Source organism: Rothia sp. QJM3NY_36 (assembly GCF_056173115.1).
This window is the reverse complement of record NZ_CM149658.1, coordinates 2,271,642-2,295,353: the sequence shown is the minus strand read 5'-3', so window position 1 is coordinate 2,295,353 and position 23,712 is coordinate 2,271,642. Positions and strand designations below refer to the sequence as shown.

22 protein-coding genes are annotated in these 23,712 nt (G+C 72.7%); 11 read left to right on the top strand and 11 right to left on the bottom strand.

The genetic code is table 11. From position 1 onward, the window contains the following. Positions 1-109: 109 nt before the first annotated feature. Entirely contained in the window at positions 110-2,422 is a 2,313-nt protein-coding gene (locus AC0VXQ_RS10220) for an ArnT family glycosyltransferase (RefSeq protein ID WP_475528634.1), read from the top strand. A gap of 121 nt (positions 2,423-2,543) precedes the next feature. On the opposite strand, the gene AC0VXQ_RS10215 is transcribed toward AC0VXQ_RS10220, so the two are convergent. The 4 genes from AC0VXQ_RS10215 to AC0VXQ_RS10200 form a co-directional block, all read right to left on the bottom strand. Next, positions 2,544-4,685, bottom strand: a complete 2,142-nt coding sequence (locus AC0VXQ_RS10215; RefSeq protein ID WP_131797936.1) for a S8 family serine peptidase — start codon at positions 4,683-4,685, stop codon at positions 2,544-2,546. Positions 4,686-4,820: 135 nt separating this feature from the next. Next, positions 4,821-5,258, bottom strand: coding sequence for a hypothetical protein (locus tag AC0VXQ_RS10210; RefSeq protein WP_058730558.1), 438 nt, complete (start codon positions 5,256-5,258; stop codon positions 4,821-4,823). 54 nt (positions 5,259-5,312) lie between these two features. Then, the gene (locus tag AC0VXQ_RS10205) at positions 5,313-6,431 is read right to left on the bottom strand and encodes an MIP/aquaporin family protein (RefSeq protein ID WP_081046213.1); all 1,119 of its coding nucleotides are present in this window, start codon (positions 6,429-6,431) and stop codon (positions 5,313-5,315) included. Positions 6,432-6,582: 151 nt separating this feature from the next. Next, positions 6,583-7,785 carry a TDT family transporter gene (locus AC0VXQ_RS10200; RefSeq protein ID WP_058730559.1) on the bottom strand — a complete coding sequence of 401 codons (1,203 nt, stop codon included), beginning with the start codon at positions 7,783-7,785 and terminating at the stop codon, positions 6,583-6,585. A gap of 93 nt (positions 7,786-7,878) precedes the next feature. On the opposite strand from AC0VXQ_RS10200, the gene AC0VXQ_RS10195 reads away from it, so the two are divergent. Then, positions 7,879-8,883, top strand: a complete 1,005-nt coding sequence (locus AC0VXQ_RS10195; protein WP_061225179.1) for a LysR family transcriptional regulator — start codon at positions 7,879-7,881, stop codon at positions 8,881-8,883. Here the strand turns inward: AC0VXQ_RS10195 and AC0VXQ_RS10190 are convergent. Further along, the gene (locus AC0VXQ_RS10190; protein WP_081275415.1) at positions 8,847-10,154 is read right to left on the bottom strand and encodes a M20/M25/M40 family metallo-hydrolase; all 1,308 of its coding nucleotides are present in this window, start codon (positions 10,152-10,154) and stop codon (positions 8,847-8,849) included. The genes AC0VXQ_RS10195 and AC0VXQ_RS10190 overlap by 37 nt on opposite strands. A 457-nt stretch (positions 10,155-10,611) precedes the next feature. Here AC0VXQ_RS10190 and AC0VXQ_RS10185 point away from each other — a divergent pair, with 457 nt between their 5' ends. The 3 genes from AC0VXQ_RS10185 (at position 10,612) to AC0VXQ_RS10175 (ending at position 13,568) form a co-directional block, all read left to right on the top strand. After that, positions 10,612-11,160, top strand: coding sequence for a gluconokinase (locus AC0VXQ_RS10185; RefSeq protein ID WP_064725089.1), 549 nt, complete (start codon positions 10,612-10,614; stop codon positions 11,158-11,160). Positions 11,161-11,285: 125 nt separating this feature from the next. After that, on the top strand, positions 11,286-12,686 hold the full coding sequence (locus AC0VXQ_RS10180; RefSeq protein ID WP_058730562.1) for a GntP family permease: 1,401 nt from the start codon (positions 11,286-11,288) through the stop codon (positions 12,684-12,686). A 111-nt stretch (positions 12,687-12,797) separates the two neighbouring features. Then, complete coding sequence (locus AC0VXQ_RS10175; protein ID WP_058730563.1) at positions 12,798-13,568, top strand: metal-dependent transcriptional regulator; 771 nt, start codon at positions 12,798-12,800, stop codon at positions 13,566-13,568. Between the two features lie 153 nt (positions 13,569-13,721). Here AC0VXQ_RS10175 and AC0VXQ_RS10170 read toward each other — a convergent pair whose 3' ends face one another. The 4 genes from AC0VXQ_RS10170 to AC0VXQ_RS10155 all read right to left on the bottom strand — a co-directional run bounded on the left by AC0VXQ_RS10170 (position 13,722) and on the right by AC0VXQ_RS10155 (position 18,003). Continuing rightward, positions 13,722-14,582 carry a metal ABC transporter permease gene (locus AC0VXQ_RS10170; RefSeq protein ID WP_408015184.1) on the bottom strand — a complete coding sequence of 287 codons (861 nt, stop codon included), beginning with the start codon at positions 14,580-14,582 and terminating at the stop codon, positions 13,722-13,724. After that, the gene (locus AC0VXQ_RS10165) at positions 14,570-15,481 is read right to left on the bottom strand and encodes a metal ABC transporter ATP-binding protein (RefSeq protein ID WP_133566387.1); all 912 of its coding nucleotides are present in this window, start codon (positions 15,479-15,481) and stop codon (positions 14,570-14,572) included. Before AC0VXQ_RS10165 ends, AC0VXQ_RS10170 begins: the two co-directional genes overlap by 13 nt. After that, on the bottom strand, positions 15,481-16,134 hold the full coding sequence (locus tag AC0VXQ_RS10160) for a metal ABC transporter solute-binding protein, Zn/Mn family (RefSeq protein WP_058730564.1): 654 nt from the start codon (positions 16,132-16,134) through the stop codon (positions 15,481-15,483). The genes AC0VXQ_RS10165 and AC0VXQ_RS10160 overlap by 1 nt, the downstream gene beginning before the upstream one ends. A gap of 261 nt (positions 16,135-16,395) precedes the next feature. Next, positions 16,396-18,003, bottom strand: a complete 1,608-nt coding sequence (locus tag AC0VXQ_RS10155) for an FAD-dependent oxidoreductase (protein ID WP_197939461.1) — start codon at positions 18,001-18,003, stop codon at positions 16,396-16,398. A 208-nt stretch (positions 18,004-18,211) separates the two neighbouring features. On the opposite strand from AC0VXQ_RS10155, the gene AC0VXQ_RS10150 reads away from it, so the two are divergent. The 3 genes from AC0VXQ_RS10150 (at position 18,212) to AC0VXQ_RS10140 (ending at position 20,976) form a co-directional block, all read left to right on the top strand. Next, positions 18,212-18,760: a YceI family protein gene (locus AC0VXQ_RS10150; protein ID WP_129358011.1), complete on the top strand. Its 549-nt coding sequence runs from the start codon at positions 18,212-18,214 to the stop codon at positions 18,758-18,760. A gap of 193 nt (positions 18,761-18,953) precedes the next feature. Next, entirely contained in the window at positions 18,954-19,949 is a 996-nt protein-coding gene (locus tag AC0VXQ_RS10145) for a hypothetical protein (protein WP_061225184.1), read from the top strand. Between the two features lie 220 nt (positions 19,950-20,169). Further along, positions 20,170-20,976: a hypothetical protein gene (locus AC0VXQ_RS10140; protein ID WP_058731756.1), complete on the top strand. Its 807-nt coding sequence runs from the start codon at positions 20,170-20,172 to the stop codon at positions 20,974-20,976. Between the two features lie 27 nt (positions 20,977-21,003). Here AC0VXQ_RS10140 and AC0VXQ_RS10135 read toward each other — a convergent pair whose 3' ends face one another. Together AC0VXQ_RS10135 and AC0VXQ_RS10130 are read right to left on the bottom strand one after the other, a co-directional pair. After that, a complete protein-coding gene (locus AC0VXQ_RS10135) occupies positions 21,004-21,336 on the bottom strand; it encodes a hypothetical protein (protein WP_058731757.1) in 333 nt (110 codons plus the stop codon). Continuing rightward, a complete protein-coding gene (locus AC0VXQ_RS10130; protein ID WP_061225185.1) occupies positions 21,337-21,729 on the bottom strand; it encodes a cell division protein CrgA in 393 nt (130 codons plus the stop codon). It abuts the gene before it with no gap. Between the two features lie 248 nt (positions 21,730-21,977). On the opposite strand from AC0VXQ_RS10130, the gene AC0VXQ_RS10125 reads away from it, so the two are divergent. The 3 genes from AC0VXQ_RS10125 to AC0VXQ_RS10115 are packed head-to-tail and all read left to right on the top strand — an operon-like array spanning position 21,978 to position 23,591. After that, positions 21,978-22,730, top strand: coding sequence for a class E sortase (locus AC0VXQ_RS10125; RefSeq protein WP_058731759.1), 753 nt, complete (start codon positions 21,978-21,980; stop codon positions 22,728-22,730). Next, positions 22,731-22,904 (top strand): hypothetical protein, encoded by a 174-nt coding sequence (locus tag AC0VXQ_RS10120; RefSeq protein WP_165590132.1) that lies wholly within the window; start codon positions 22,731-22,733, stop codon positions 22,902-22,904. A 48-nt stretch (positions 22,905-22,952) separates the two neighbouring features. Beyond that, the gene (locus tag AC0VXQ_RS10115; RefSeq protein ID WP_061225186.1) at positions 22,953-23,591 is read left to right on the top strand and encodes an anthranilate synthase component II; all 639 of its coding nucleotides are present in this window, start codon (positions 22,953-22,955) and stop codon (positions 23,589-23,591) included. The last annotated feature ends 121 nt before the right edge of the window (positions 23,592-23,712 follow it).

Genomic DNA, 23,712 nt, shown 5'->3' with positions numbered 1-23,712 from the left:
GAGGTCCCCGTGCACAGGAGGGCCACAGGCGCGGCCGGTGCGGCGCACACGCGCGGGCGCCACCGTGGAGGCAGATTCCGCTTCCGCAACCCCGTGCAAGGAGACCCTCGTGGCCACCCAGTCCCTCCCGAATCGCCCCGCCCGATCCCCGCGGATCGCGCGCTCGCGCCGCTTCCGCCGTCACGACGACGCCGTCGAGCCTCCCACCGCCACCACCGCGCGGGTCCGCTGGTCCTGGCCGGTGTGGCTGCTGCTGGCGCTCACGGCCGCCGCCTACCTGTGGAACCTCGGCGCCAACGGGTGGGGCAACGGCTTCTACGCCGCGGCCGCCCAGGCGGGGGCGGATAACTGGGAGGCCTTCCTGTTCGGCTCCTCGGACATCGGCAACTCCATCACCGTGGACAAGCCGCCGGCCTCCCTGTGGCCGATGGCGCTATCGGTGAAGCTGTTCGGGCTGTCCACCTGGTCCCTGATGGTCCCCGAGGTGCTCATGGGGGTCGCCTCGGTGGCGCTGGTGTACGCCTCGGTGGCGCGCGCCGTCGGGCGCGGCCCGGGGCTGCTGGCCGGGTACGCGCTGGCGGCCACCCCGGTGGCGGCCCTGATGTTCCGCTATGACAACCCGGAGGCCCTGCTCCTGCTGCTGATGTCCCTGGCGGCCTATGCGACGGTGCGGGCCATCGACTCGGGGCGGATCCGCTGGATGGTGCTGTGCGGTGCCGCCCTGGGCTTCGCGTTCCTCACCAAGCAGCTGCAGGGTCTGCTGGTGGTCCCGGGCTTCGGCCTGGCGTACCTGGTGCTGGCCCGGGGCACGCTCCGACGCCGGCTGGCAGGGCTCGCGGCGGCGCTCGCGGCCCTGGTGGTCGCGGCCGGCTGGTGGGTCGCGCTGGTGATGCTCACCCCGGCGTCGGATCGGCCGTACATCGGCGGATCGCAGACCAACAGCTTCTGGGATCTGACCTTCGGGTACAACGGCCTGGGACGGATCTCCGGGGAGGAGACCGGGTCGGTCGGCGGGGGCGCTACCGCCAGCCCCACGATGTTCCGGATGTTCGACTCCTCCTTCGGCGGGCAGATCTCCTGGCTGATGCCGGCCGCGATCATCCTCACCGCGGCGGCCCTGTGGATCACCCGGCGGGCCGCCCGCACCGACCGACGCCGCGCGACGCTGGTGGTGTGGGGCTCGTGGTTCCTCACCACCTGGGTGGTGTTCTCGATCATGCAGGGCATCCAGCACGCCTACTACTCGGTGGCCCTGGCCCCGGCGATCGCCGCGATGATCGGCACGGGTGCCGCGATCGTGTGGGATGCGGCGCGGGCTGAGCGGTGGTTCGCCCGCGACGTCGCCGACGCACCGACCGTGAAGGGCGCGGCGGGTGCGCCGGAGGTGGAGGTCGCAGTGGATCCGCAGACGGCCCCGCTGCACCGGGCCGACGTCGGGCAGGCCCAGCGGCGCGAGGCGCCCGAACGGGTGGGCAGCTGGCGGGAGGCCCTGGCCGGGGGCACGTGGCAGTTCGCGGTGCTCGGGTTCTGCACGGCGATCACGGGGGTCTGGGCCTTCGTGCTGCTGGGTCGGGACGGGTACCTGCCGCTGCTGCGCTGGGTGATCCTGTTCCTCGCGCTGATCAGCGGGGCGGCCCTGGCCTTCGGGGCGCAGCTGCACCGGCAGCTGCTGGGTCTGGCGGTGGCCGGGGCGGTGCTGGCCTCCCTGGCCGGACCCACCGCATACACGGCCGCCACGCTGAACACCGGACACACCGGGTCCATCATCACCGCCGGACCCGGTGGCGGCGGGATGGGCGCCCCCGGCGGCGGTGGCGGCGGTGGCGGTGCCGCGACGGGCGGCGGCCCCGGGGGATCCGGCGGCGGCGCCGGGGGAGCCGGAGCCGGCGGTACGGGCGGCGGCACCGCCGGTGCGTCAGGCTCCGGGCAGACGGGAGCGGGATCGTCGAGCGCGGGCCAGGCCGGAACCTCCTCCGGGGAGGACGCGACCCAACCGGGCGCCGCGGGCGGTGCCGGCGGCGGGATGGGCGGCGTCGGGCTGATGCTGAACACCTCCGAGCCCAGCGACGAGCTGATCAGCTACCTCTCCCAGGACGCGGACCGCTACCAGTGGATGCTGGCGGTGGTCGGCTCCAACAACGCCGCCGGGTACCAGCTGGCCTCGGGGGAGTCCGTGATGCCGGTCGGCGGGTACAACGGGACGGACCCCGCCCCCACCCTGGAGGAGTTCCAGAAGCTCGTGGCCCAGGGGAAGATCCACTACTACATCGCCGGGACCATCAGCTCCGGGATGGGCGGCTCCTCCAGCGGATCGGATGCCGCCGAGCAGATCGACGAGTGGGTGCAGGCCCACTTCACCTCGACGACGGTGGACGGCACCACGGTCTACGACCTCACCGACGCCACGCAGGCGGGGTCGTGACCCCCTGACCCCGTCCGCGACGCGGGTTGGGGAGCGGTTGCGGTGTCTGGGAGCGCTGAGAACACTCCCAGACACCGCAACCGCTCCCATATGAGGCACCGGGCAACGGCCTGGGGCCGGATCAGCTTCTGACGGCTCGGGTGTTGTGAGTGGTCAGGTCGTACTCCAGGGACCAGCCCTTGGAGAAGTCCTGCCGCATGGTGTTGCCGCTGCGGTATTCGTCGCTCACGGGCCAGCCGTACTTCCCGGTCTCACGGCCGCCGGCGGCCCAGGAGGCCCCGATGGCGCCGTACTGCTTGATGGCGTGCGCCCCGCGCTGCGGGGTCCACATGACCAGGGTGGACTTCCACTGGCCGTCGAGGGATCGGTAGAACTGGTAGGCCCCGGTATCTCCGATCCGCTTCTCCTGTGAGACGGGCATTCCCAGGCCGCTCTGGGCGCCGTGGGAGGTCCAGTACTTCCCGATGTTGTAACGGCGCTCCACCGTGAAGGTCCCCGTGCCGGACTTCCAGAAGGCGATGGGCTTCTTCCCGTCATCGAACCACTTGTCGAAGGACTGGTACCGCGCTCCGGCACCGGCGCTTGCTTCCTCGGAGTCGGGATACCCCCACCCGTTCTCCCATCCCGCCGCGGCGAAGGCATTGGGGATGGCGCTGCCCCATCTGAGGCTGTGCGCTCCGGTGCGCTGCGTCCAGTAGATGCCATACCCGTTGGCGTAGTTCTGGGTGCGGCCCCCGTTGGTGACGCTGAGCTCGTTCATGGTCGGAGCCCCGAAGCGGGCGGCTCCTCCGTTCGCGTCGTAGAAGCGCTTGATGTTGCCCTCAAGGCGATACTGCGGGGTGACGGCGGCGACGGCCGCCCGGGCATCCACCGTGCGGTACCCGGCGTTGTAGGTGCCCGTGGAGTACAGGATGCTGCGGATCTGCTCGACGCTCAGGCTCGGATTGCGCTCCTTCATCAGGGCGATCACCCCGGTGATGTGGGGCGCGGCCATCGAGGTCCCGTTCATGTAGCGGTAGGAGGCGGCGCCGGGCTGAGACCACCCGTTGTTCCAGGTGGAGAAGACCTGTCCTGCTCCCACGGCCCCGCCGGGAGCCATGATGTCCAGCATGGAACCCCAGTTCGAGTAGCCGGTGATGATGTCGTTCGTGGTCGTCGCGCCGACGACGATCGCGCCGAGGCAGTTGGACGGGGTGGCGTAGTCGGCGTTGGTCCCGGTGTTGCCGGCCGCGACGACCACGGGCACATTGCGCGCGTGGGCGGAGTCGATTGCGTTCTTCATGATCTGCGGGCAGGTGCCTGAGGGCCAGGAGATGGAGGCGTTGATGACGCCCGACGGGTTGGGGTTCCGGGGCACCCCGGGGACGGTGCCTCCGGAGAGCCAGACGATGGAGTCGGCGATGTCCGACTGGTAGCCGCTGGCCCCGGTCCCGAGAGAACGTGCCATGGAGATCCTGGCGTCGGGGGCGACCCCGGCGATCCCCAGGCCGTTGTTGGTCTTGGCCGCAGCGATGCCGGCGACGTGGGTGCCGTGCCAGTTCTCGCTGCTGTTGAGAACACCGGGATCGGTGGGGTCCCCATCCCGCCCGCCGGTGCCGTCCCGGTCGTAGTCTCCGCTGACGAAGTCGTAGCCGGTGCCCGTCTTGCCGCTGAATTCCGGGTGGGAGGTGATGCCGGTGTCCGTGATCCCGATGGTCACGTTCTTCCCTGTCGCCAGCTTCCAGGCCGCGGGGACATCGATATCCCGGAGGTTCCACTGGGAGGAGAAGTAGGAGTCCGACGGGTTGTCCTGCCAGGCGGCGGTGGCGCGGTGCACGATGGTGTCCGGTTCGGCGGAGACGACGGCGGGATCAGCCTGCAGGTCTCGCACCACGCTCTTCTGCTCGGTGGGGGTCAGCTTCTCCGCCGAGGCGACGACGGTCTGTCCGGTGGCGGTCTCCTTGATCTCCTTGGCGTCCCGCAGCGGCTGGGATTCGGCGTCGGTCTCGGCGATGACGCGCTGCTTCGTCGCATCATCCACCCCATCGGCGAAGTCCACGAGGATCCGGTCCGTATCCGGTTCAGTGCTGGCCTGCTCGGCTTTGCCCGTACCTTCGGCGGTGCGGGCCAGTGTGGGCCCCGACGTGTCGGACTGGGCGGTCTGCGCCGAGGGGATCGGCCCGCTCGGCGGGGCCGCATCGGCTGCTGGCGCGCCCGCACCGAGCAGCAGGGCGGCGCTGATGGTCAGGGCGAGCCAGGGACGTGATGGGGTGCAAGATCTCAAGGTGCGGTTCCTCGGCGGGGTGATCGACGATTCTGTGGGAGTGGTTTCGGTGTTTGGGAGCGTTCTCGAGGCTCCCAAACGCCGAAACCCCTCCCCAACGCGGCGGGAGCGGCCGCGGGGAAGGGGAGGGGCCAGTCAGCTGACGCGGAAGGGGTCCAGGTAGGACGGAGCGGCCTCGCGCGGGGATCCCGACGAGCGGCGGGACTCGGCGTCCGGCCCCGGCTCTGCGGCAGAAGGGCCCGACCCGCGATCGGCGTCACCGGCCGGCGTCGTCGGTGCGGCGGGGGCGGGCAGGTCGAAGGGGGAGCCGGTCTGATCCGCGGGGCGCCGGGTGCGGCCGGTGGCCTGCGGCGGCAGGAAGCCGACCGGGATCTGCAGGTACTCCTCGTCGTCGTGGAAGGGGAGGTAGGTGTCCGGGCCGGTCTGGATGACCCGCGGGGTGATCTTCTGGATGCACGCGACCGAGCCGCCCGCCAGGATCCAGTCACCCACCTGCAGCTGCTCGCCGCGCACCGACTGGGCCCCGGCCTCGCGCAGGGCATGGCGGAGGTCCTGGACAGGAGTGGGATTCATGCGCCCATCCTTTCACACCCGCCCGACGTCGAACACCGGATTCGGCCCCGCCGCTCAGTCCAGCGGGCCCCGCCCGTCGGGCCGGTGCGGATCCCCGGAGCGGACCCCGCGCGTGCCCCCGGCCGGACCCGGGCGCAGACCCTCCCGGTCGGTAACCGCCCGACGACGATCGGCCGGATCCGAGCCCTCCTCGGGGGAGGCGTCCCCGGCGTCGTCCCCGGCCTGCTGGACCACCACCCGCGGGATCGCCCCGGTGGGGATGTAGGTGGCCGCCCCAGCGGCCGCCGTGGCCACGGTCGTCTCGCCCTCCGGGACCACCTCGGCCGAGGCGGAGCGGGGCATGTGGGTGTTGGCCCACATCCCGAACAGCAGCACGGCCACCGCACACGCCATCGAGATCCACAGCCACGGGGTGAACTGGCCGCGGTAGTACAGGGAGAAGAACGCCCCGCCCATGAACCCGCCGGACAGGCAGGCGAACACGGGCACCCAGGCGTAGTACCAGCGGGAGGAGCCCTTCCCGTGGATGGGCAGGATCGCGTGCATGATCCGCGGGCCGAGATCGCGCGCCGGGTTCAGCGCGTACCCGGTCTGCCCGCCCAGCCCGACGACCAGCACCGCGACCATGAACCCGTAGGCCAGGGGCTTGAGGACGTCGTTGAGGTTCAGGGTCAGCGCGGAGCCCTCCAGGCCCGGGGTGAAGTTTACGCCGGTGTACAGCGCGGAGAAGACCAGCATGAAGGTGCCGATCATCTCCGAGAGGGAGTTGGTGAAGTAGTTGTGGATCGCCGGGACGGTGGCGAACACGCCGAGCTTGATCTTGGGGTCCGCGGTCGCCTTCCAGTGCGGCAGGTAGTTCAGGAAGACGAAGCCGGCCCCGACCATGGCCCCGCCGAGCTGGGCGAGCATGTACCCGGGGACGCGGGCCCACGGGAACTCGCCGTAGGCGGCCAGGCCCAGGGTCACGGCGGGGTTCAGGTGCCCGCCGGAGTAGTGGTGGGAGGCGTACACGCCGAAGGCGACGGCGAAGCCCCAGCCGAAGGCGATGGTGAAGAAGTTGTCTCCGTGCCCCTTGGAGCGGCGCAGCTCCACGGTGGCGATGGCGCCGCAGCCGATGATGCACATGATCATCGTGCCGAGGAACTCGGCGGCGTAGGGATTGATCTCGTACATCGCGGACCTCCGCAACCCCCACGTGTGGGGTCATGTGGCTTCGAGTGGGAATGATTGCCTATATCCAATCACCGCCGCCCAGGCCGCTCAACACGGCGCGCGATTGTGACCCGGGATCTCCCCTCCGGGGACTCCCGTCCGAGCCCCCGGCTCAGCCCGCGGCCGGCGCCGTGCGAACCCGCCGCAGCAGCGCGATGACGGCGGCGCAGGAGACGATCAGCCAGTGCGCGGCCAGCAGTAGGGTCAGCGCGATGGACACCGCATCCCAGCCCATCAGGTGCGACCCCAGAGCGCAGGTGCCCACCGGGAAGGTGGTGGCGAACCAGCCGGGCACGAACCCCGCCCCGTGGGCCCACGCCGAGTAGGTGCGGATCATGGCCCACACCAGCAGCGGCGCGCCGATCGCCAGCATGACGATGCCGTAGGCGTGTGCGATCTGGTGCAGCGCCTGCACGGCGTCCGGGTGCAGGAAGTTCCGGGTCGCGGTGACCAGCGCCTGCGCGGCCGCGGTGGACTGGCCGATCACCCCCAGCGGGATGAAGGTCGTGGCCGCGGCGTCGTGCCCCAGGGGGTCGCGCAGCCAGCGGTGGTGGTAGGCGATGCCGAAGATCGAGATGCCCAGGGAGAGGGCCGCGAAGAAGCATCCGGCGCAGATCACGTTGACGAGCATCCGGGTCAGCTCGTTCGGGGTGTGGCTCATCAGGGCGGCGCCGGTGGTCGCGGAGACCATGGGCGGCACGATGGGCAGACCCCAGGTGAAGTGCGGGCGCCCGCAGTCCTTCGCGGTGAGCATCAGGGTGAAGGCCACCCAGGAGAACAGTCCGATCACGGTGCCGAGGATCCACATCACCCAGTCGACCGTCCACGCCGCGCGGGTGAGGCCAGGGGCCAGCGCGGGCACGACGGCGGAGGTCGCCGAGCCCACGGAGAGGATGCCCATCGAGACCATGCCCCAGGCGGGCAGCTGCCCCGGATCCGCGACGGACCGGCGCAGCACCTCCGGATCCCTGAGGCAGCGGGCGGCGAATCCGATGCTCAGCCACAGCAGGATCACCCACCCGATCACCAGGATCGGCACCGACGGGATGAGCCCCGCATGGGTGAAGGAGAGGTTGGCGAGGATGCCGGTGCCCATGACGGCGCCGTACCAGCCGGGCCCGGCGGGCGGGACCAGGGCGGGAGCCCGACGGGGCTCGCGCCGCCCGCTCGGGGCGGCCTCCGGGTGATCCTCGGGGCAGGAGCGGGCTCCGCCGGAGCCGGGGGGCAGGGGCCGGGATGCGTCGTCGGAGGAGGGGGCTTCCTGCGGCGTCGGAGCGGGGCGCGCCGTCGTGGGTGCGGCGGCTGAGGTCTTCATGCTCCCCACGCTAGGGAGGCCCCGGCGGGTCCGGTAGAGAGCAGCTGCCTGTCCCCCCACAACCTGGGTTTGTGGCCGGGGTAGGGTGGGGCCATGCGCGTCGAGAAGCTCCCGGATCTGCCCACCTGGCTCCTGCTCGACGCCGTGGACCGCCTGGGCAGCGTGGGGGCGGCGGCGCGTCGGGCCGGCTTCAGCCAGCAGGCGGCCTCCGCCAGGGTCCGCGCGGCCGAGCGGGTCCTCGGCGTTGCGCTCTTCGCGCGCTCTCCGCGCGGGACCCGCACCACGGAGCAGGGTCGGGCCGTGCTCGATGCCGCCGCTCCCTACCTGGACGCGGCCCGGTCCCTCGCCGAGGCGGTGGGGGCTGTGGGTGCGGGGGCGGCCGCTCGGCTGCGGGTGGCCGTGAGCAACACCGTGGCGGAGCACTACCTGCCCTCGTGGCTGCAGACGGTGCTGGGCGGACACCCCGGGGCGCGCGTGGACGTGCACGCGGTCAACTCCCGGGAGGTGCTGCGCCAGGTGCGCGAGGGACTGGCGGAGCTGGGCTTCGTGGAGAGCCCGGCGACCCTGGACGCCGTCGATCCGGCGGGCCCGGATCCGGACCGGGGTCTGCTGTTCCGCACGGTGGCCCGGGACGCGGTGGTCCTGGCGGCCCCCGCGGGACACCCCTGGGCCCGCGCCGGACAGGTCTCCCGGGCGGAGCTGGCCCGCACCGGAGTGCTGGTGCGGGAGGAGGGCTCCGGCACCCGGGTGGCCGTGGAGCGGGCCCTGCCCGAGCTCGCCGAGCCTGCCGGAGAGCTGGGCTCGCTGTCCGCGCTGATCTCCACGTCCAGGGCCACGGGGATCCCGGCCTTCGTGCCGCGCCGGGCCGTGGCCGCGCCGCTGCGGGAGATCCGCGTGCCCGGGGTGGCCGTGGTCCGCCCGATCCGCGCGGTGGTCCGCCCGGGCGCGGTGCACCCGCTGGCGGCGGCGCTGGTGCGCGCCGCCGTCGAGGACGGCACCGGGGACGGAGCCGCGGGGGAGGGCGTCGCGGACGGCACCCCAGGGGAAGCCTCCCCCCGGGTTCAGCCCCGGGCTCGCTCCAGGACCGCCAGCAGGTAGCGCTGGCAGGCCTCGATCTGCTCCAGGGCCACCCACTCGTTCGCGGTGTGCGCCTGGGCGATGGATCCCGGTCCGCACACGATCGCGGGGATCCCGGCCTCGTAGTACTGACCGGCCTCCGTGCCGTAGGAGACGTACGGGACCTCCCCGCCGCCGTCGAGCACCGCGCCCAGCTCCTGAGCCAGACGCACCACGGGGGCCTCCGGGGACTCGCTCAGCGCGGGCACGCTGGCCAGCACCTCGTGCTCGGTGCCCACCCGGGCCAGGGCCTGCTCATCGGCCCCGCCCAGCTCCCGCACCCGGCGGACCTCCTCGGCCAGGGCCGGTTCGATCTCCTCGTCCAGGAAGGTCTGGATCCGGGCGCGCAGCTCCTCCGGGTCCGTGGCGGGCACGATGCGCAGGTCGTACTCCAGCACCACCTCCTCGGCGACGATGTTGTGCGCGGCGCCGCCGCGGATCACGTTGACCCCGCCGGTGGTCCAGGGGATGTTGAAGCCCTCCGCCTGGGGTCCGTCGGTGCGCTCGCGCTCCACGAGGTCGTCGAAGAACGCGATGAACCGGGCCGCGGCGGAGACGGCGTTGATCCCGTAGGGGGCCAGGGAGGAGTGCTTGGGCACCCCGTGGAAGGTCACCTTCCCGCGGAACGGCGCCTTGTGGGCGACGACGATGTTCATCAGGGTCGGCTCGCCCACCAGGGCGAAGTCCGGGCGGATACCGCGCTCGGCCAGGTCCGCGATCAGCCGCGGTGCCCCGAGGCAGCCCGGCTCCTCGTCGTAGGTGAAGGCGAAGTGCAGGGGTTCGGCCAGCTCGGCCTCGGCGGCCCGGCCCAGCAGCCACAGCATCGCCCCGACGTAGCTCTTCATGTCCGCCGCACCCCGGGCGTACACGCGACCATCGCGGATCACCGGCTCGAAGGGGTCCGTATCCCACGGCTGACCCTGCACCGGCACGACGTCGGTGTGCCCGGACAGCAGCACGCCCCCGGAGGTGGCGCCGTCCGCGGCGGACACGGTGATGAGCAGGTTGGCGCGGTTGTGCTCGTCGGCCCAGGTCAGGTGCGCGGTGAGCCCGAGGCGCTCGGCTTCGGCGCGGATGAGTTCCAGCAGGGCCTCGTCGGACTCGTAGGAGACGGTGGGGATGCGCAGCAGGCGCTCGATCCAGGGCCAGGCGGCCGGCAGTCCGGTCTTCTCGGTGCCGGCGGTCTCGGGGGCGGAGTTCTCAGGAGTGGGGTTCTCGGGGGTGGGTGTGGTGGCGGAGGTGTCCTGGGTCATGCGCCCACTCTAAGGTCCCGCACCGCCGGGCGCCCAGGATCGGACCGCTCGGGCGAGACGCGGGGTCATGCGCGGTCATCGGCGGTGCAGCTTCGGCGCGCGATTTCGGGGTCATCCGACGGGAACGGGCTGCCGCGTCCTTCCGCGTTCCTCTTGGGGGGGGTGGAACGGTCCCGGGGAGCGGCACGATGCTCGACGCCGTCGACATTGGGGGGACACGACGGCGGAGCGCACGCGCCCTGAGGGAAGGACACGGCAACCCTGTGTATGGACGCTACCTCATATACACAGGTCAACCGCGGATGTGACGTGCCGATGTCGCGGTGTTGGGCGGGGGTCGGGGGACCATGCCCGGAATCCCCCGGTCGGCACCGCCGCCGCGTCGGACCACCCCCGCCCGGCACACCGGCGTGACGAGGTGCGCACACGGTCCGCGAGGGTGAGACAATCGAAGGCGATGAACACCACCATAGAACAGCCCCTGCACATCGTCGTGATGGGCGTGTCCGGCACCGGGAAGACCTCCGTGGCCCAGCAGCTGGCCGAGCGCCTGGGGGTCGGCTTCGTCGAAGGCGACGACCTGCACCCCGAGGCCAACCGGGCCAAGATGGCCGCCGGCCACCCGCTGACCGACGAGGACCGCTGGCCCTGGCTGGCCCGGATCGTGGAGCGGATGCAGGAATCCGCCGCCACCGGCCGCGGCCTGGTCATCACCTGCTCCGCGCTGAAGCGCGCCTACCGGGACATTCTCGCGGACAACGGCGCAGTGACGGTCTTCGCGCACCTGCAGGGCCCGCACGACGTCGTGGCCCAGCGCCTGGCCGAGCGCTCCGGGCACTTCTTCCCCACCTCCCTGCTGGACTCGCAGTTCCAGACCCTGCAGCCGCTGCAGGAGGATGAGCCCGGGTTCACCGTGGACATCCGGGAGACCGTGGAGCAGGAGGTCCAGGACATCCTGGACACCCTCCCCGATTTCCTGCTGCGCCTGGCCGAGCGCCGCGCCTAGCCCGCACCCCGGGGCGCCGCGCCGCGCCCGCCCCTGAAGCTGCCGACGTCGATCCCTCGGGCCCGACGCCGGGACCGCGCGCCAAGCGCACCCTCCCCATCCCCTCTCACCGAAGCAGGTACCCCATGGAGATCGAAGGCTGGAGCCAGACGCTCACCGCCGGCCCCCTCCTGGCCATCGCCGCGGGCGCCATCGTGGTGCTCCTCGTGCTGATCGTCAGATTCAAGATGCACGCCTTCCCGGCCCTGATCCTGGTCAGCCTGCTGACCGCCGTCGCCACGGGGATCCCGCTGGGGCAGGTCGTGAAGGTCATGACCAACGGCTTCGGCACCACCCTGGGCAGCGTGGCCCTGCTGGTGGGCCTGGGTGCGATGCTCGGGGCCCTGCTGGAGGTCTCCGGCGGCGCCCAGGTGCTGGCGCACAAGATGATCAGCGTATTCGGGGAGGACCGGGCGCCCCTGGCCCTGGGCGTGGCCTCCCTGCTGTTCGGCTTCCCCATCTTCTTCGACGCCGGCCTGGTGGTCATGCTGCCGGTGGTCTTCTCCGTGGCCCGCTGGGTGGGCGGATCGATGCTGTTCTACGGCCTGCCCGCCGTCGGCGCGTTCTCGGTGATGCACGTGTTCGTGCCGCCGCACCCGGGCCCGGTCACCGCGGCCACCCTGTTCAGCGCGAACGTGGGCACGGTGCTGCTGGTGGGTCTGGTCGTCGCGATCCCCACCTGGTACCTGGCCGTGTACCTGTTCTCCAAGGTCATCGGGCGGCGGATCGACCTGCCGGTGCCCAGCGTCTTCGGGGACCAGGAGGTCCACGACCCCCAGAATCCGCCGAAGTGGCAGACCGTGGTGGCGCTGCTGCTGCTGCCGATGCTGCTGATCTTCCTCAACACCGGACTGACCACCCTGGCCAAGTCCGGGGTGATCGATGAGGCCACGAGCGGCACCGAGTGGTTCCAGGGCCTGGTGCTGCTGGGGGAGACGCCGGTGGCGCTGCTGATCACGCTGATCGTCGCGGCCTTCGTGCTGGGGCGGCGCCTGGGCACCGAGCACGGCGGGGTGCAGTCCATCATGGAGGGCGCCCTGCCCCCGGTGTGCTCGGTCATCCTCATCACCGGGGCCGGCGGGATGTTCGGCGGGGTGCTGCGCACCTCCGGGATCGGCGCCTCCCTGACCGAGGTGCTGGGCGGGTGGGGCATCCCGCTGATCTTCGCCGGGTTCCTCATCTCCGCGATCCTGCGGGTGGCCCAGGGTTCGGCCACCGTGGCCCTGACCACCACGGCCGGGCTGATCTCCGACGGCGTGGCCTCCGCCGGGTACAACGACGTGCAGCTGGCGACCCTGGTGGTCGCGGTGGCCGCCGGGTCCGTGGTGCTCTCCCACTTCAACGACTCCGGGTTCTGGCTGGTGGGCCGGTTCTTCCAGATGGACGTGAAGACCACCTTCAAGACGTGGACGGTGCTGGAGACGCTGATCGGCGTCATCGGCTTCGCGGTGGCCGCGGTGATCTTCTACGCCGGGGCGCTGCTGTAGCCCCTTCCCCGGCGCACAACGGGAGATGCGTGACATTCCTGGGCATGACACGTCCCGGAATGCAGCGCATCTCCCGTTCTGCGATGGGGCCGGTCTGGGAGGATGGAGCCCATGGGTGACGAGCAGGTGGACGGTCTCAGCGAGGCCGCGCAGAACTCCCTGAAGACCATCTGGTCCCTGGGTGAGTGGAGCGAGGAGCCGGTGACCGCCGCGGCCCTGGCCGAGGCCCTCGGGTTGCGCCGCTCCACCGTCTCCGACGGGCTCAAGAGGCTGCGCGGGCAGGGCCTGGTGGAGCACGCCCCCTACGGGACGGTGCGCCTGACCGAGACCGGGCGGGCCACCGCGCTGGTGATGGTGCGCCGGCACCGGCTCATCGAGACCTTCCTGGTGCGCACCCTGGGCTACCGCTGGGACCAGGTCCACGACGAGGCCGAGGCGCTGGAGCACGCCGTCTCGGACTTCATGGTGGAGCGGATGGCGGCCGTGCTGGGCCACCCGGAGCGGGACCCGCACGGGGACCCCATCCCCGCCGCCGACGGCACCGTCACCCGCCCCGACGCCCGGCCCCTGCCCGAGCTGCTGGCCGATCCCTCGGCGCGGCGTCGCCGGGAGGCCGCGGACGGGCTGAGCGTGACCGTCGCGCGCATCTCCGACGCCGACCCGGCCGTGCTGCGGGACCTGGCCGCAGCGGGCATCGGGGTGGGCACCCGGATGCGCGTGCCGAGCGCACCGGAGGCGGGCGGCGTCGATGATGCCGACGCCGCGGGCCGGCACGCGGATGACCGCCCGGGCGCCGTCGCCGTCCGGTTGGCGGCCGACGCCGGGCGGCACCGCACGCTCGCGCGGGAGGCCGCGGCCGCCCTCTACGTCTCGCTGAGCTGATCCGACACGCGCCCGACGCCCCAGCGCCGGTGTCTCACCCCCGCCGGGGGCGGTTCGGGAGTCTTCCGGTGTTCCGGGAGCACGCGGAGCGCTCCCGAACCCCCGCGAGGCTCCAGAAACGGGTCGTGCCGCCGGTGCCCACCCCGGCAGCGGTCACTGCGCCGACGCCGGGCGGGAGTGCCGCAGGGTGCGCACCCGGGTGAGCGCGTAGACCACCGCGAACCAGATGCCCTGGCACAGCACCACGCACCCGCCGGAGGAGGCGTCCAGGGCCACCGAGAGGTACAGGCCGGTCACCGTGCACACCAGGGAGGAGGCCACGGCGATCCCCAGCATCCGGGGGAAGCGGCGGGTCCGCAGCTGCGCGGTGGCCCCGGGGATCACCAGCATCGCCACCACCAGCACCACCCCGACGGTCTGCATCGCCACCACGCAGGTCAGCGCCAGGCAGCCCAGCAGGATCCCGGCCAGCACCCGCGGATTCAGCCCCACCACCCGGGCGTGCCGGGGGTCGAAGGCCCACAGGGTGAGGTCCCGGCGGCGGATCAGCAGCACCGTCAGACACGCCGCCGCCAGCACCAGCACCTGCACCAGGTCCGTGCGGGAGACCCCCAGCAGGTTCCCGAAGACGATGTGGTGCAGGTCCACCTGCGAGGGCGTCACGGAGACCAGCACCAGCCCCAGGGCGAACAGCGTGGTGAACACGATGCCGATGCTCGCGTCCTCCTTGACCCGGCTGGTCCGCCGCAGCCCGCCGATCAGCCACACCGCCAGCAGCCCGAACACGGTGGCCCCGAGCGCGAAGGGCAGCCCGAGGATGTAGGACAGCACCACCCCGGGCAGCACCGCGTGGGAGACGGCGTCCCCCAGCAGGGACCACCCGGTGAGCACCAGCCAGCAGGAGAGCACCGCGCACACCACGGCGGCGGCCAGGGCGGCCGCGAAGGCCCGGCGCAGGAAGGGGTAGGTCAGCGGGTCGGCGAGCAGCTGGCCGACGGCGTTCAGCGCGTCCACGGGGCGGCCTCGTCGTCGGGGGAGCCGAAGGCCAGGGCGAGGTGCTCCGGGCGCAGCACCTCGGCGGTGGGCCCGGTGAGCAGGATGCGCCGGCGCAGCAGCACCGCGTCATCGGCCACGGCCTCCAGGCCCTCGATGCTGTGCACGGAGAACAGCACGGCGGCACCGGCGTCGGCTGCTTCGCGCAGGATCCGCCCGATCGCGACGGCGGAGACCCGATCCACCCCCGCCAGCGGCTCGTCCAGCAGCAGCAGGGGAGCCCCCTGGGCCAGGGCGCGGGCGAGGAAGGCGCGGCGCCGCTGCCCGCCGGAGAGCTGCCCGATCTGCCGGTGCGCCAGCGCCGTCAGCCCCACCCGCGCCAGGGCCTCGGCCGCGGCCTGCCGATCCTGCGGGCGGGGTCGGCGGGTGAGCCCCTGGAAGCCGACCCGCCCCTGCATGGTCAGATCCGCCACGCTCAGCGGAAAGTCCCAGTCCACGCCCTCGCTCTGCGGCATGTAGGCCAGCAGGCTGTGGCGCCGGGCGGTCTCGGCCGGCATCCCGCGGATGCGCACGACGCCGCGTCGGGCCGGAGCGAAGCCGGCGACGGCGTCCATCAGGGTGGATTTGCCGGAGCCGTTGACCCCGAGCAGGGCGGTCACGGTGCCGGGCCGCAGGGTGAGGCTGGCGTCCTGCACCGCGAGCACGGTTGCGCGGGTGACGGTCAGGTCCCGGATCTCCAGGGCCGGGGGCTGATCCCGCGGCGCGGCGTCGGGGTTCCGGTCGGCGGTGAGCTCGGCGGTGAGCCCGGCGTCGGGAAGCTCGGCGCCGGGGCCGTGGTCGGCGGGCGGCCGGGGTGTCGCCGCGTGGGCCGCCTCGATGCGACGGGTGCGGCGGGAGGCGTGGGCGTGCGGGAAGGGCATCAGGAGCCCTCCCCGCCCTGATCGCCGCTCAGCCCGGCTGTGATGGTGCGGGCGTCGTGACGCAGCAGGTCCAGGAAGGTGGGCGCGGGGCCGCCCTCCTCGGAGAGGGAGTCCACGTAGAGGGTGCCGCCGTAGCGGGCCTCGGTGGCGTCCACCACCTGGCGCATGGTGCGGTCGGAGACGGTGGATTCGCAGAACACCGCCGGGACGCCGCGCTGACGCACCGTGTCGATGGCGGAGCGGATCTGCTGGGCGGTGCCCTGGTCATCGGAGTTCACCGGCCACAGGTAGTGCTCGGTCAGGCCGGTGTCCCGGGCGAGGTAGCTGAAGGCGCCTTCGCAGGTGAGCAGGACCCGGTGATCCGCGGGCAGGGCTGCCACGATGTCCCGGACCTCGGTCTGCACCTGCTCCAGCTGCTCCTGGTATCTCCGGGCGTTCTCGCGGAACTCCTCGGCGTGCTCGGGGGTCAGCTCGGCCAGGGCCTCGGCGATGCTGTCCGTGTACCGCTGGGCGGCGCGCGGGCTCATCCAGGCGTGCGGGTTGGGCTTGCCCTCGGAGGCTCCGGCGGCGCAGCCGGTGAGCAGCAGGAGGGCGACGCCGAGCAGGGCGGGCAGCCGCAGGACATGGCGGCGGGGGCGGCGGGCAGCGCGCATGGCGGACGCCTTTCGGGGACGACGATGTCGGGGGCGCCGGGCGGGGTGGGGCTCAGCGGCTTCTGCTGGATCGGATCCGCACCACCGCCGCCCGACCCTCCCACCATAAGTTCGAGGGGTCGAACTCTGCAAGAATCGTTCGCATCAAAAACCGCCCCACCCACACCACCCCCACGCAGAACGGGAGATGCCGCCCATCTCGGGACGTGTGGCGTCCCGTTTCAGGCGGCATCTCCCGTTCTGCGGAGGGCCAGAGGATGTTCAGCGGGGGAGGTCTGCCGCCGCGGATTCTCCGGCGATGCGTCCCGAGTTGAAGGCGAACAGCAGCGTCAGCCCGTCGATCTGCGGGTAGCGTCCGCCCCAGAACCCCGAGGCCTCGTTGCCCACCGCATACAGTCCCGGCACCGGCTTCCCGGCGGCGTCCAGCACCCGGGCGGACTCGTCGATGCGCACCCCACCCAGGGTCCCGCGCACGGTGCTCACCACCTGCACCGCGTACAGCGGACCCTCCTGGACCGGGTGGCGCAGGATCGCTGCCGGGGTGCCGGCCTGCTCGTCCCGGCCGGCCTGCACCGCGGCGTTGTAGCGCTCCAGGGTCTCGGCGAACCGCTCCGGGTGGAACCCGGCCGCCCCCGCCAGATCATCCGGGGCCGCACCGAGGACGGCGGCACCCTGCTCCACCGCCTCCTCGAGGGCCTCCACCAGCTGCGGCTGGGCCGGGGTGCCCTCCGTGCCCGGGGGCAGCGGCGCGCCGTGGTCCTCAGCCGGAGGCAGTTCCAGCCCCTGGTCGGTCAGGCGCTGCACGGTCGCGGAGTCCAGGATCATCCAGAATCGGCCTCCGCGCTCCAGGCCGGCCCGGCCCCGGTCCCCGAAGCGGTAGGTCGAGGCCTCATCCGCGAAGCGCCGGCCGTCGTCGTCCACCCACAGCAGCGGCAGGTTCGCCAGCAGCGCCAGCGCCTTGGAGGAATAGCGCCCGGGCACGCTGAAGGCCGGGGCGTCCAGGGCCGCCGGCTCCGCGCCCGCACCGCCCAGGGCCTGGACCACGCTGCGGCCCGTGCCCACGGACTTGCGCTCCCCGGTGAAGCGCAGCCGGGAGGTCTCCAGCTCCGGGGCGGCCCGCCCCACGAGCTCCTGGTTCCCGACGAACCCGCCGGTGGCCACCACCACGGCCGGGGCGGCGACGTCGATGGTCTCCGGGACGCCGTCAGCCCGCAGCTGCTCGCGGCGCTCCGGGGACAGCGGCTTGCCCGCCTCGGTCCGCTCGGCGCGCACCCCCAGGATGCGCCCCTGCTCGTCGGTGACGGCCTCGGTCGCGGCGGCCTCGGGGATCACCAGCCCGCCGGCCTCCTCGATGGCCTTGAGCAGCTTCTTGAAGCCGCCGAACTTGGAGGCGTAGCGGTGGTAGGTGCGGGCCCGCCGGTGCCGAGCCAGCAGCCCGGAGTCCTCGCCCGGATCCGCGGGATCGTGCGGGGCCTCGGCCAGGGTGGCCTTCAGCCCGTGGGCGCTCAGCCAGTCCGCGGTCTCCCCCGAACGGGCGACGACGGCGCGCACCAGGGCCTCGTCGGCCCGGCCTTCCGTGTGCTCGAGGATCGCCTGCACGGCCTCCTCGGCGGAGAAGGTCTCCCCGGCCTCGCGCTGGGCGGAGGAGCCGTAGGCGGCGTAGCCGGTGCCGCCGAACATCGCAGCACCCCCGGGCTTGTTGCCCTTCTCCAGGACCACCACCCGCGCCCCGGCCTCGGCGGCGGCCAGCGCGGCGGCGATGCCGGCACCACCCCCGCCGAGGACGACGACGTCGGCCTCGTGCCTCTCGGCGCGCTCGCGGAAGGGGAAGGGGTTCTGGTCTGCGGGGGTGCTGTGCGCGGGGGTCACGGATCCTCCGTGGGCTCGGGGACGGCGGTGGATCCAGCCTAACCGGGGGCGGACCGGGCCAGCGGGGCCGGGGTGTGCGGATGTCATGCGGAGCCATCGGAGGTCATCCGGTCGGCGCGGCGGACACGGTTGGGAATACCCTTGCGCCGTAAATAGTTGATGCGTAAAGTAATCGACGAACGCACGATCGACATCGAAGGAGCACATCATGACCGCATTCGAAGGACTCACCGCCGGCACCTGGACCCTGGACCCCGCACACTCCGAGGTGGCCTTCACCGTCCGCCACGCCGGGATCTCCAAGGTCCGCGGCATCTTCGAGCAGACCGAGGCCGAGCTGCACGCCGGGGAGACCGCGCAGGACTCCTCCGTGCGCGCCACCGTGCAGATCGCCTCCATCAACACCATGAACGAGGGCCGCGACGGGCACGTCAAGGGTCCCGAGTTCTTCGACGCTGAGAACCACCCGCAGATGGTCTTCGAGTCCACCGAGATCACCGCCGACGGCGAGGACCTGACCCTGGTCGGCAACCTCACCATCAAGGGCGAGACCCGCCCCGTGACCTTCACCGGCGAGTTCGGCGGCGTGGCCGTGGATCCCTTCGGGACCACCCGCGCGGGCTTCTCCGCCTCCACCACGATCTCCCGCAAGGACTTCGGGATCACCTGGAACGCCGCCCTGGAGGCCGGCGGGGTCATGGTCTCGGACAAGGTGAAGATCGAGATCGACGCGGAGTTCACCGCCCCGCAGAACTGATCGACGCCGTCGCCCCGGCCGTTTCGGGAGCCGCGCGGTGTTTCGGGAGTACTGGGAGTGCTCCCGAAACACCGCGCGGCTCCCGAGCCGCATCCGCGTCGGCCGGGCGCGGCACGCCCGACGGCGGCGCGGGTTATCCACAGCCGCCCCGCCGGCGGGTGCGCTCGACCCGATGAGCGGGGAGGGTGTCCTCATGGACCCCTCTCGCATCGTCACCGCCGAGGACATCCGCACCGCCGCCCAGGCGCGAGCCCTCGGGACCCCCGCCTCCGCGCTGCGCGCCGCCGTGGCCGCCGGGCGGCTGACGCGCCTGTGGCCCGCCTGCTACATCCCCACGCAGCTGTGGGAGGAGCTCATCCCGCAGCAGAGGGCCCTCGCGATCCACTACGCCTTCCACGCCAAGACCGGCGCCCGCATCATCTACTCCCACACCTCGGCGGCGCTGGCGTACGGCATCTCCCTGCTGCGCGTGCCCCAAGAGCTGCACCTGGCCGGGGACCCCAAGCCCGGATACCGGCATCGGAGCCTGCGCACCCACCGGCTTCCCGACGTCGCGAGGCACCGGGTGCGCACCGACCTGGATCTGCCGGCCACCTCCCTGGAGCAGACGGCCCTGGCCTGCGCCCGCACCCTGCCGATGCTCGACGCCCTGGTGGTACTGGATCACCTGGCTGCGCGCCGCGTCGACCTGGCGCGGCTGGCGCATCTGCTGCGCACGAGTCCCGGCACCCACGGCAACCAGCAGGCTCTGCTCGCGGTGAGCGCGGCGGATGCGCGGGCCGGTTCCCCGGCGGAGACCCTGACGCGCTGGCGCCTCCGGGAGGCGGGCTTGCCGGAGCCCGAGCTGCAGATCGAGGTGCGCACCTCCCAGGGGCGCAGCTTCCTGGATCTGGGATGGCCGCAGCTGAGGGTGGCCGTGGAGGTGGACGGGCGGATCAAGTACACAGACTACGGTCCCACCCAGGAGGTGCTGATCGCCGAGAGGGAGCGGGAGAAGCGCATCCAGAACGTCGGGTGGCTGATCCGGCGCACGGGCTGGCACGAGCAGTCCCGCGGGCCGCGGGACTTCCTCGTGGAGCTGGCGCACTGCCTGCTGGCCCAGCAGCTGCGCCTGGGGCTGCCACCCCTGGACCTGGACCGGGTCCGACGCCGGGTGGCCCGGATGCAGCCGATCTTCCCACCGCGCTGAACCACGCCGCGCACCCATCCGCCCGCATCGTCGCCCACGCCCGACACCGCTCCCCGCATGCCGCCCCGCCGCACCCCCTGTTTCGGGAGCCGCGGGGTGTTTCGGGAGCGCTGGGAGTGCTCCCGAAACACCGGAGGGCTCCCAAGTCGCCTCCCCGCGTCGAAGGGTGCGGCGGTCGGGACGGTGCGGGACATAGGGGCGGGTGCGGTAGGGTGCCGGCGTGAGCACGCTGAAGGACTGGACGGCACGGCATCGGGAGTGGACGGATGAGTTCGTCCTGACCCTGCGCGATTCCCGGGTGGCGCCCCAGCGCATCGCCGCGGAGCTGTCGACGGCGCGGGATCGGGCCGCCGGAGGGGACCCGGCCCGGGTGCTGGGCCCGGCCGCCGGCTACGCCTGGAACCTGGGGATCTCCCCGGGTCAGCGCCGACGCGCCGAGCTGCTGCGCGGTCTGCTGCCCGTGGTGCTGCAGGCCATGGTCCTGTTCGTCGGGGTCTACGCCGTGCGCGGGTGGATCCTCGGCGCCCCGCTGCGGCTGAACCTCGCCGTCCTGATCTGCTGGGGCCTGCTCGGCCTCGTCCTGCTGGGGCTGATCGCGCTGCCCCTGCGCGCGGCCGCGGCCCGACGTCGAGAGGCCGCCTCGCAGCGCCCCGAGCGGTCCCATCTTGAGCAGTCACACCCCGACCAGGCGGACCCGGCGGTCCGGGACCGGCGGGAGACCGCCCCGCAGACCCCGCCCGATCCGCGGGCGCAGACCCTCGCGCGGCGCACCCTGGGTCTGGGCATCATCGGGGTGGTGTGCGGCATCGGCGCGGTGCTGCTGGCCAAGCTGCCCCTGCCCGTGCTGGTACTGCTGGATCCGCGACCGGTCGCCGTGGTGTGCGCCGGTGTCACGGTGCTCGTCGCCGTCGGGGCGAGCCTGCTGGGATGGCGCCGCCGATACCCGGTGGCGCAGATCCTCGTGGCCTGGCTGGTGCCGCTGTACCTGGCCGCCGACGCCGGGATCACCCGCTTCATCGGCGCCTGAGCCGGGAGCCGGCGGCCGGCCGTCGCCTCAGGTCAGCTTCTGCACCAGGAACCACACCGCCGGCACCGCGATCAGCAGCGCCAGGGCCCACCGGCGCACACGCGTCTCCAGCTTCGCCGCGCGGATGTCCGGACGGTCCTCGGGCACCCGCTGATGCGCCCCGGTGCTCGCGCGGGCCGCGGACTCCCCGCCGGGGGTGGGATCGGACAGCTCGCCCACCGGGCCGTCGGCCCGCTTCCGGGCCCGTCGGGAGCCGTCGCGACCCTTCCAGCCCGGGCTCGGGCGCTCCCCGCTCTCCGGCCCAGCGGGCTCCTCCTCGGGTTCCGAGGCCGATGCCCGCTCAGGGTGCTCGGCGGGCACTCAGCGCCACCTGGTGGTCATGATCAGCCCGATCATCATCAGCCCCACCCCGATGCCGATGTTCCAGTACCCGATGCCGGGCACCGGGTACACGGTCTCGGTGATGTAGAAGGTGATCAGCCACAGCAGCCCGATGACCATGAACCCGAACATCAGGGCCAGGTACCAGGTGGGGGTGCGCGAGACCTCCCCGACGTTCGCGGTCATCTCCTCCGCGATCCGCCGCAGGCGCTCCTCCTCGAGCTCCTCGGCCACGGTCATCGTCTTCTTCCCGCTCTTCCCCCCGGCGGCGGGCTCGTCGACGCTGGGCTCGGCCTCGGCCGCGGACGACGATCCCGCGGTCTCCTCCTCCGGGATCATCTCGGGGACGTGCTTCTTCTTGCGTCGGGCCACGGATCCTCCTGGGCATCACGCGCCGGGCCGATGGCGACGGCGCGGCGCACGGTAATCTGGTGGGGCGTAGGGGCGCGACCGTGCGTGCGGAGCGTCCCGCCCGTCTCTGCCCCGAGTCTAGCCGAGCGGGCACCCGCACCGGGCTCGCCCGCGGGCCCCGCCCCGGGCGCACGACCGGGGCGGACCCACCGCATCGTCCGATGCCGCCGGGGGCGCCGATGCGTACCGCGCCCCAGGAAAGGAGCCGCATGACCTCCCGACGCCGTCCCGCCGCCCCGCGGGCCCCGCGCGGCGTCGTCGGCTGGACCGTGCAGATCCTCGGGGAGCTGCTGATCACCCTGGGCCTGGTGCTGCTGCTGTTCGTCGGCTGGCAGCTGTGGTGGACCAACATCGACGCCGACCGCGCCCAGGCGCAGGCCGTGCAGCGGCTGAACGAGCAGTTCAGCGGCCCCACCACCCCGCAGCCGGACGCGCAGAAGGACTGGGGCGAGCCCGTCGTCGGGAAGGCCCCGGCCCACGGGCAGCCCTTCGGCATCGTCTACATCCCCCGCTTCGGCGAGGACTACGAGCGCCCCCTGGTGCAGGGCACCTCCCAGGACGTGCTGGACACCCTGGGCCTGGGCCACTATGACTCCTCGGCCATGCCCGGGGCGGTGGGCAACGTGGCCGTGGCCGGGCACCGGCAGACCAACGGGAAGGTGCTGGACCGCATCGACGAGCTGAGCCCCGCGGACCGCATCTACGTGCGCACCGCGGACGGGTACTACACCTACGCCGTGCGCAACCGGGAGATCGTGCTGCCCTCGGACGCCTCCGTGATCGCCCCCGTACCGGGCGAGCCCGGGAAGGAGCCGGCGGACCGCCTGCTGACCCTGACCAGCTGCAACCCCCGCTTCGGCAGCACCGAGCGGTTCATCGTCTACGCGGTGCTGGAGCGCTGGCAGCCCGCCTCCGCCGGCCCGCCGCAGGAGATCGCCCACCACCTCGCCGAGGAGCGCTAGATGTACGCCTGGATCTTCCGCCACCTGCCCGGACCCCTGTGGGTGCGCATCCTGCTCGCGATACTGTTGATCCTGGCGGTCGTCCTCGCGCTGATGCAGTGGGTCTTCCCGTGGCTGGCCGAGTACAGCCCGCTCAGCCCGGACGTCACCGTGGACCAGCCCGACGGCGCCTGACCCGCCCGCCGGGCGCCCGCCCATCGCACCCCGACCCAGGAGGAACCCGTGAGCATCCGGATCCTCGTCGTGGACAACTACGACAGCTTCGTCTTCACCCTCGTCGGCTACGTCCAGCAGTTCGGCGCCGAGACCACCGTGATCCGCAACGACGCGCTGAGCCCCGACGAGGCCCGCGCCCTGGCCGCCGAGCACGACGGCGTCCTGCTCTCCCCCGGGCCCGGCGCCCCCGCGGAGGCCGGGGTCAGCATGGACCTGATCCCCTGGGCCGAGCAGACCGGGACCCCGCTGTTCGGGGTGTGCCTGGGCCACCAGGCCATCGCGGAGGCCTACGGAGGCACCGTCTCGCACTCCCCGGAGCTGATGCACGGCAAGACCTCCGTGCTCACCCACGACGGCACCGGGGTGTTCTCCGGGGTGCGGATGCCCTTCACCGCGACCCGCTACCACTCCCTGGCCATCCAGGACGGCACCCTGCCGGAGCAGCTGCGCGCGACCGCGCAGACCGAATCCGGGATCATCATGGGGGTCGCCCACCGCACCGCCCCGATCCACGGGGTGCAGTTCCACCCCGAGTCCGTGCTCACCGAGGACGGCTACCTCATGGTCGGCAACTGGCTGGAGATGACGGGGCTGCACGGGGCGGCGGGCCGCGCCCGCGGCATGTCCCCGCTGCTGGCCTCCTGACCCGCCGGACCGACGCCGCCCGGACCAGACGAGACCGGGACCCGACGACGATGGGCCCGCCCCTCCCGGAAGGAGGGGCGGGCCCATCGTCGTATCGATGCTGGACCGGCGGTTCCCGGTC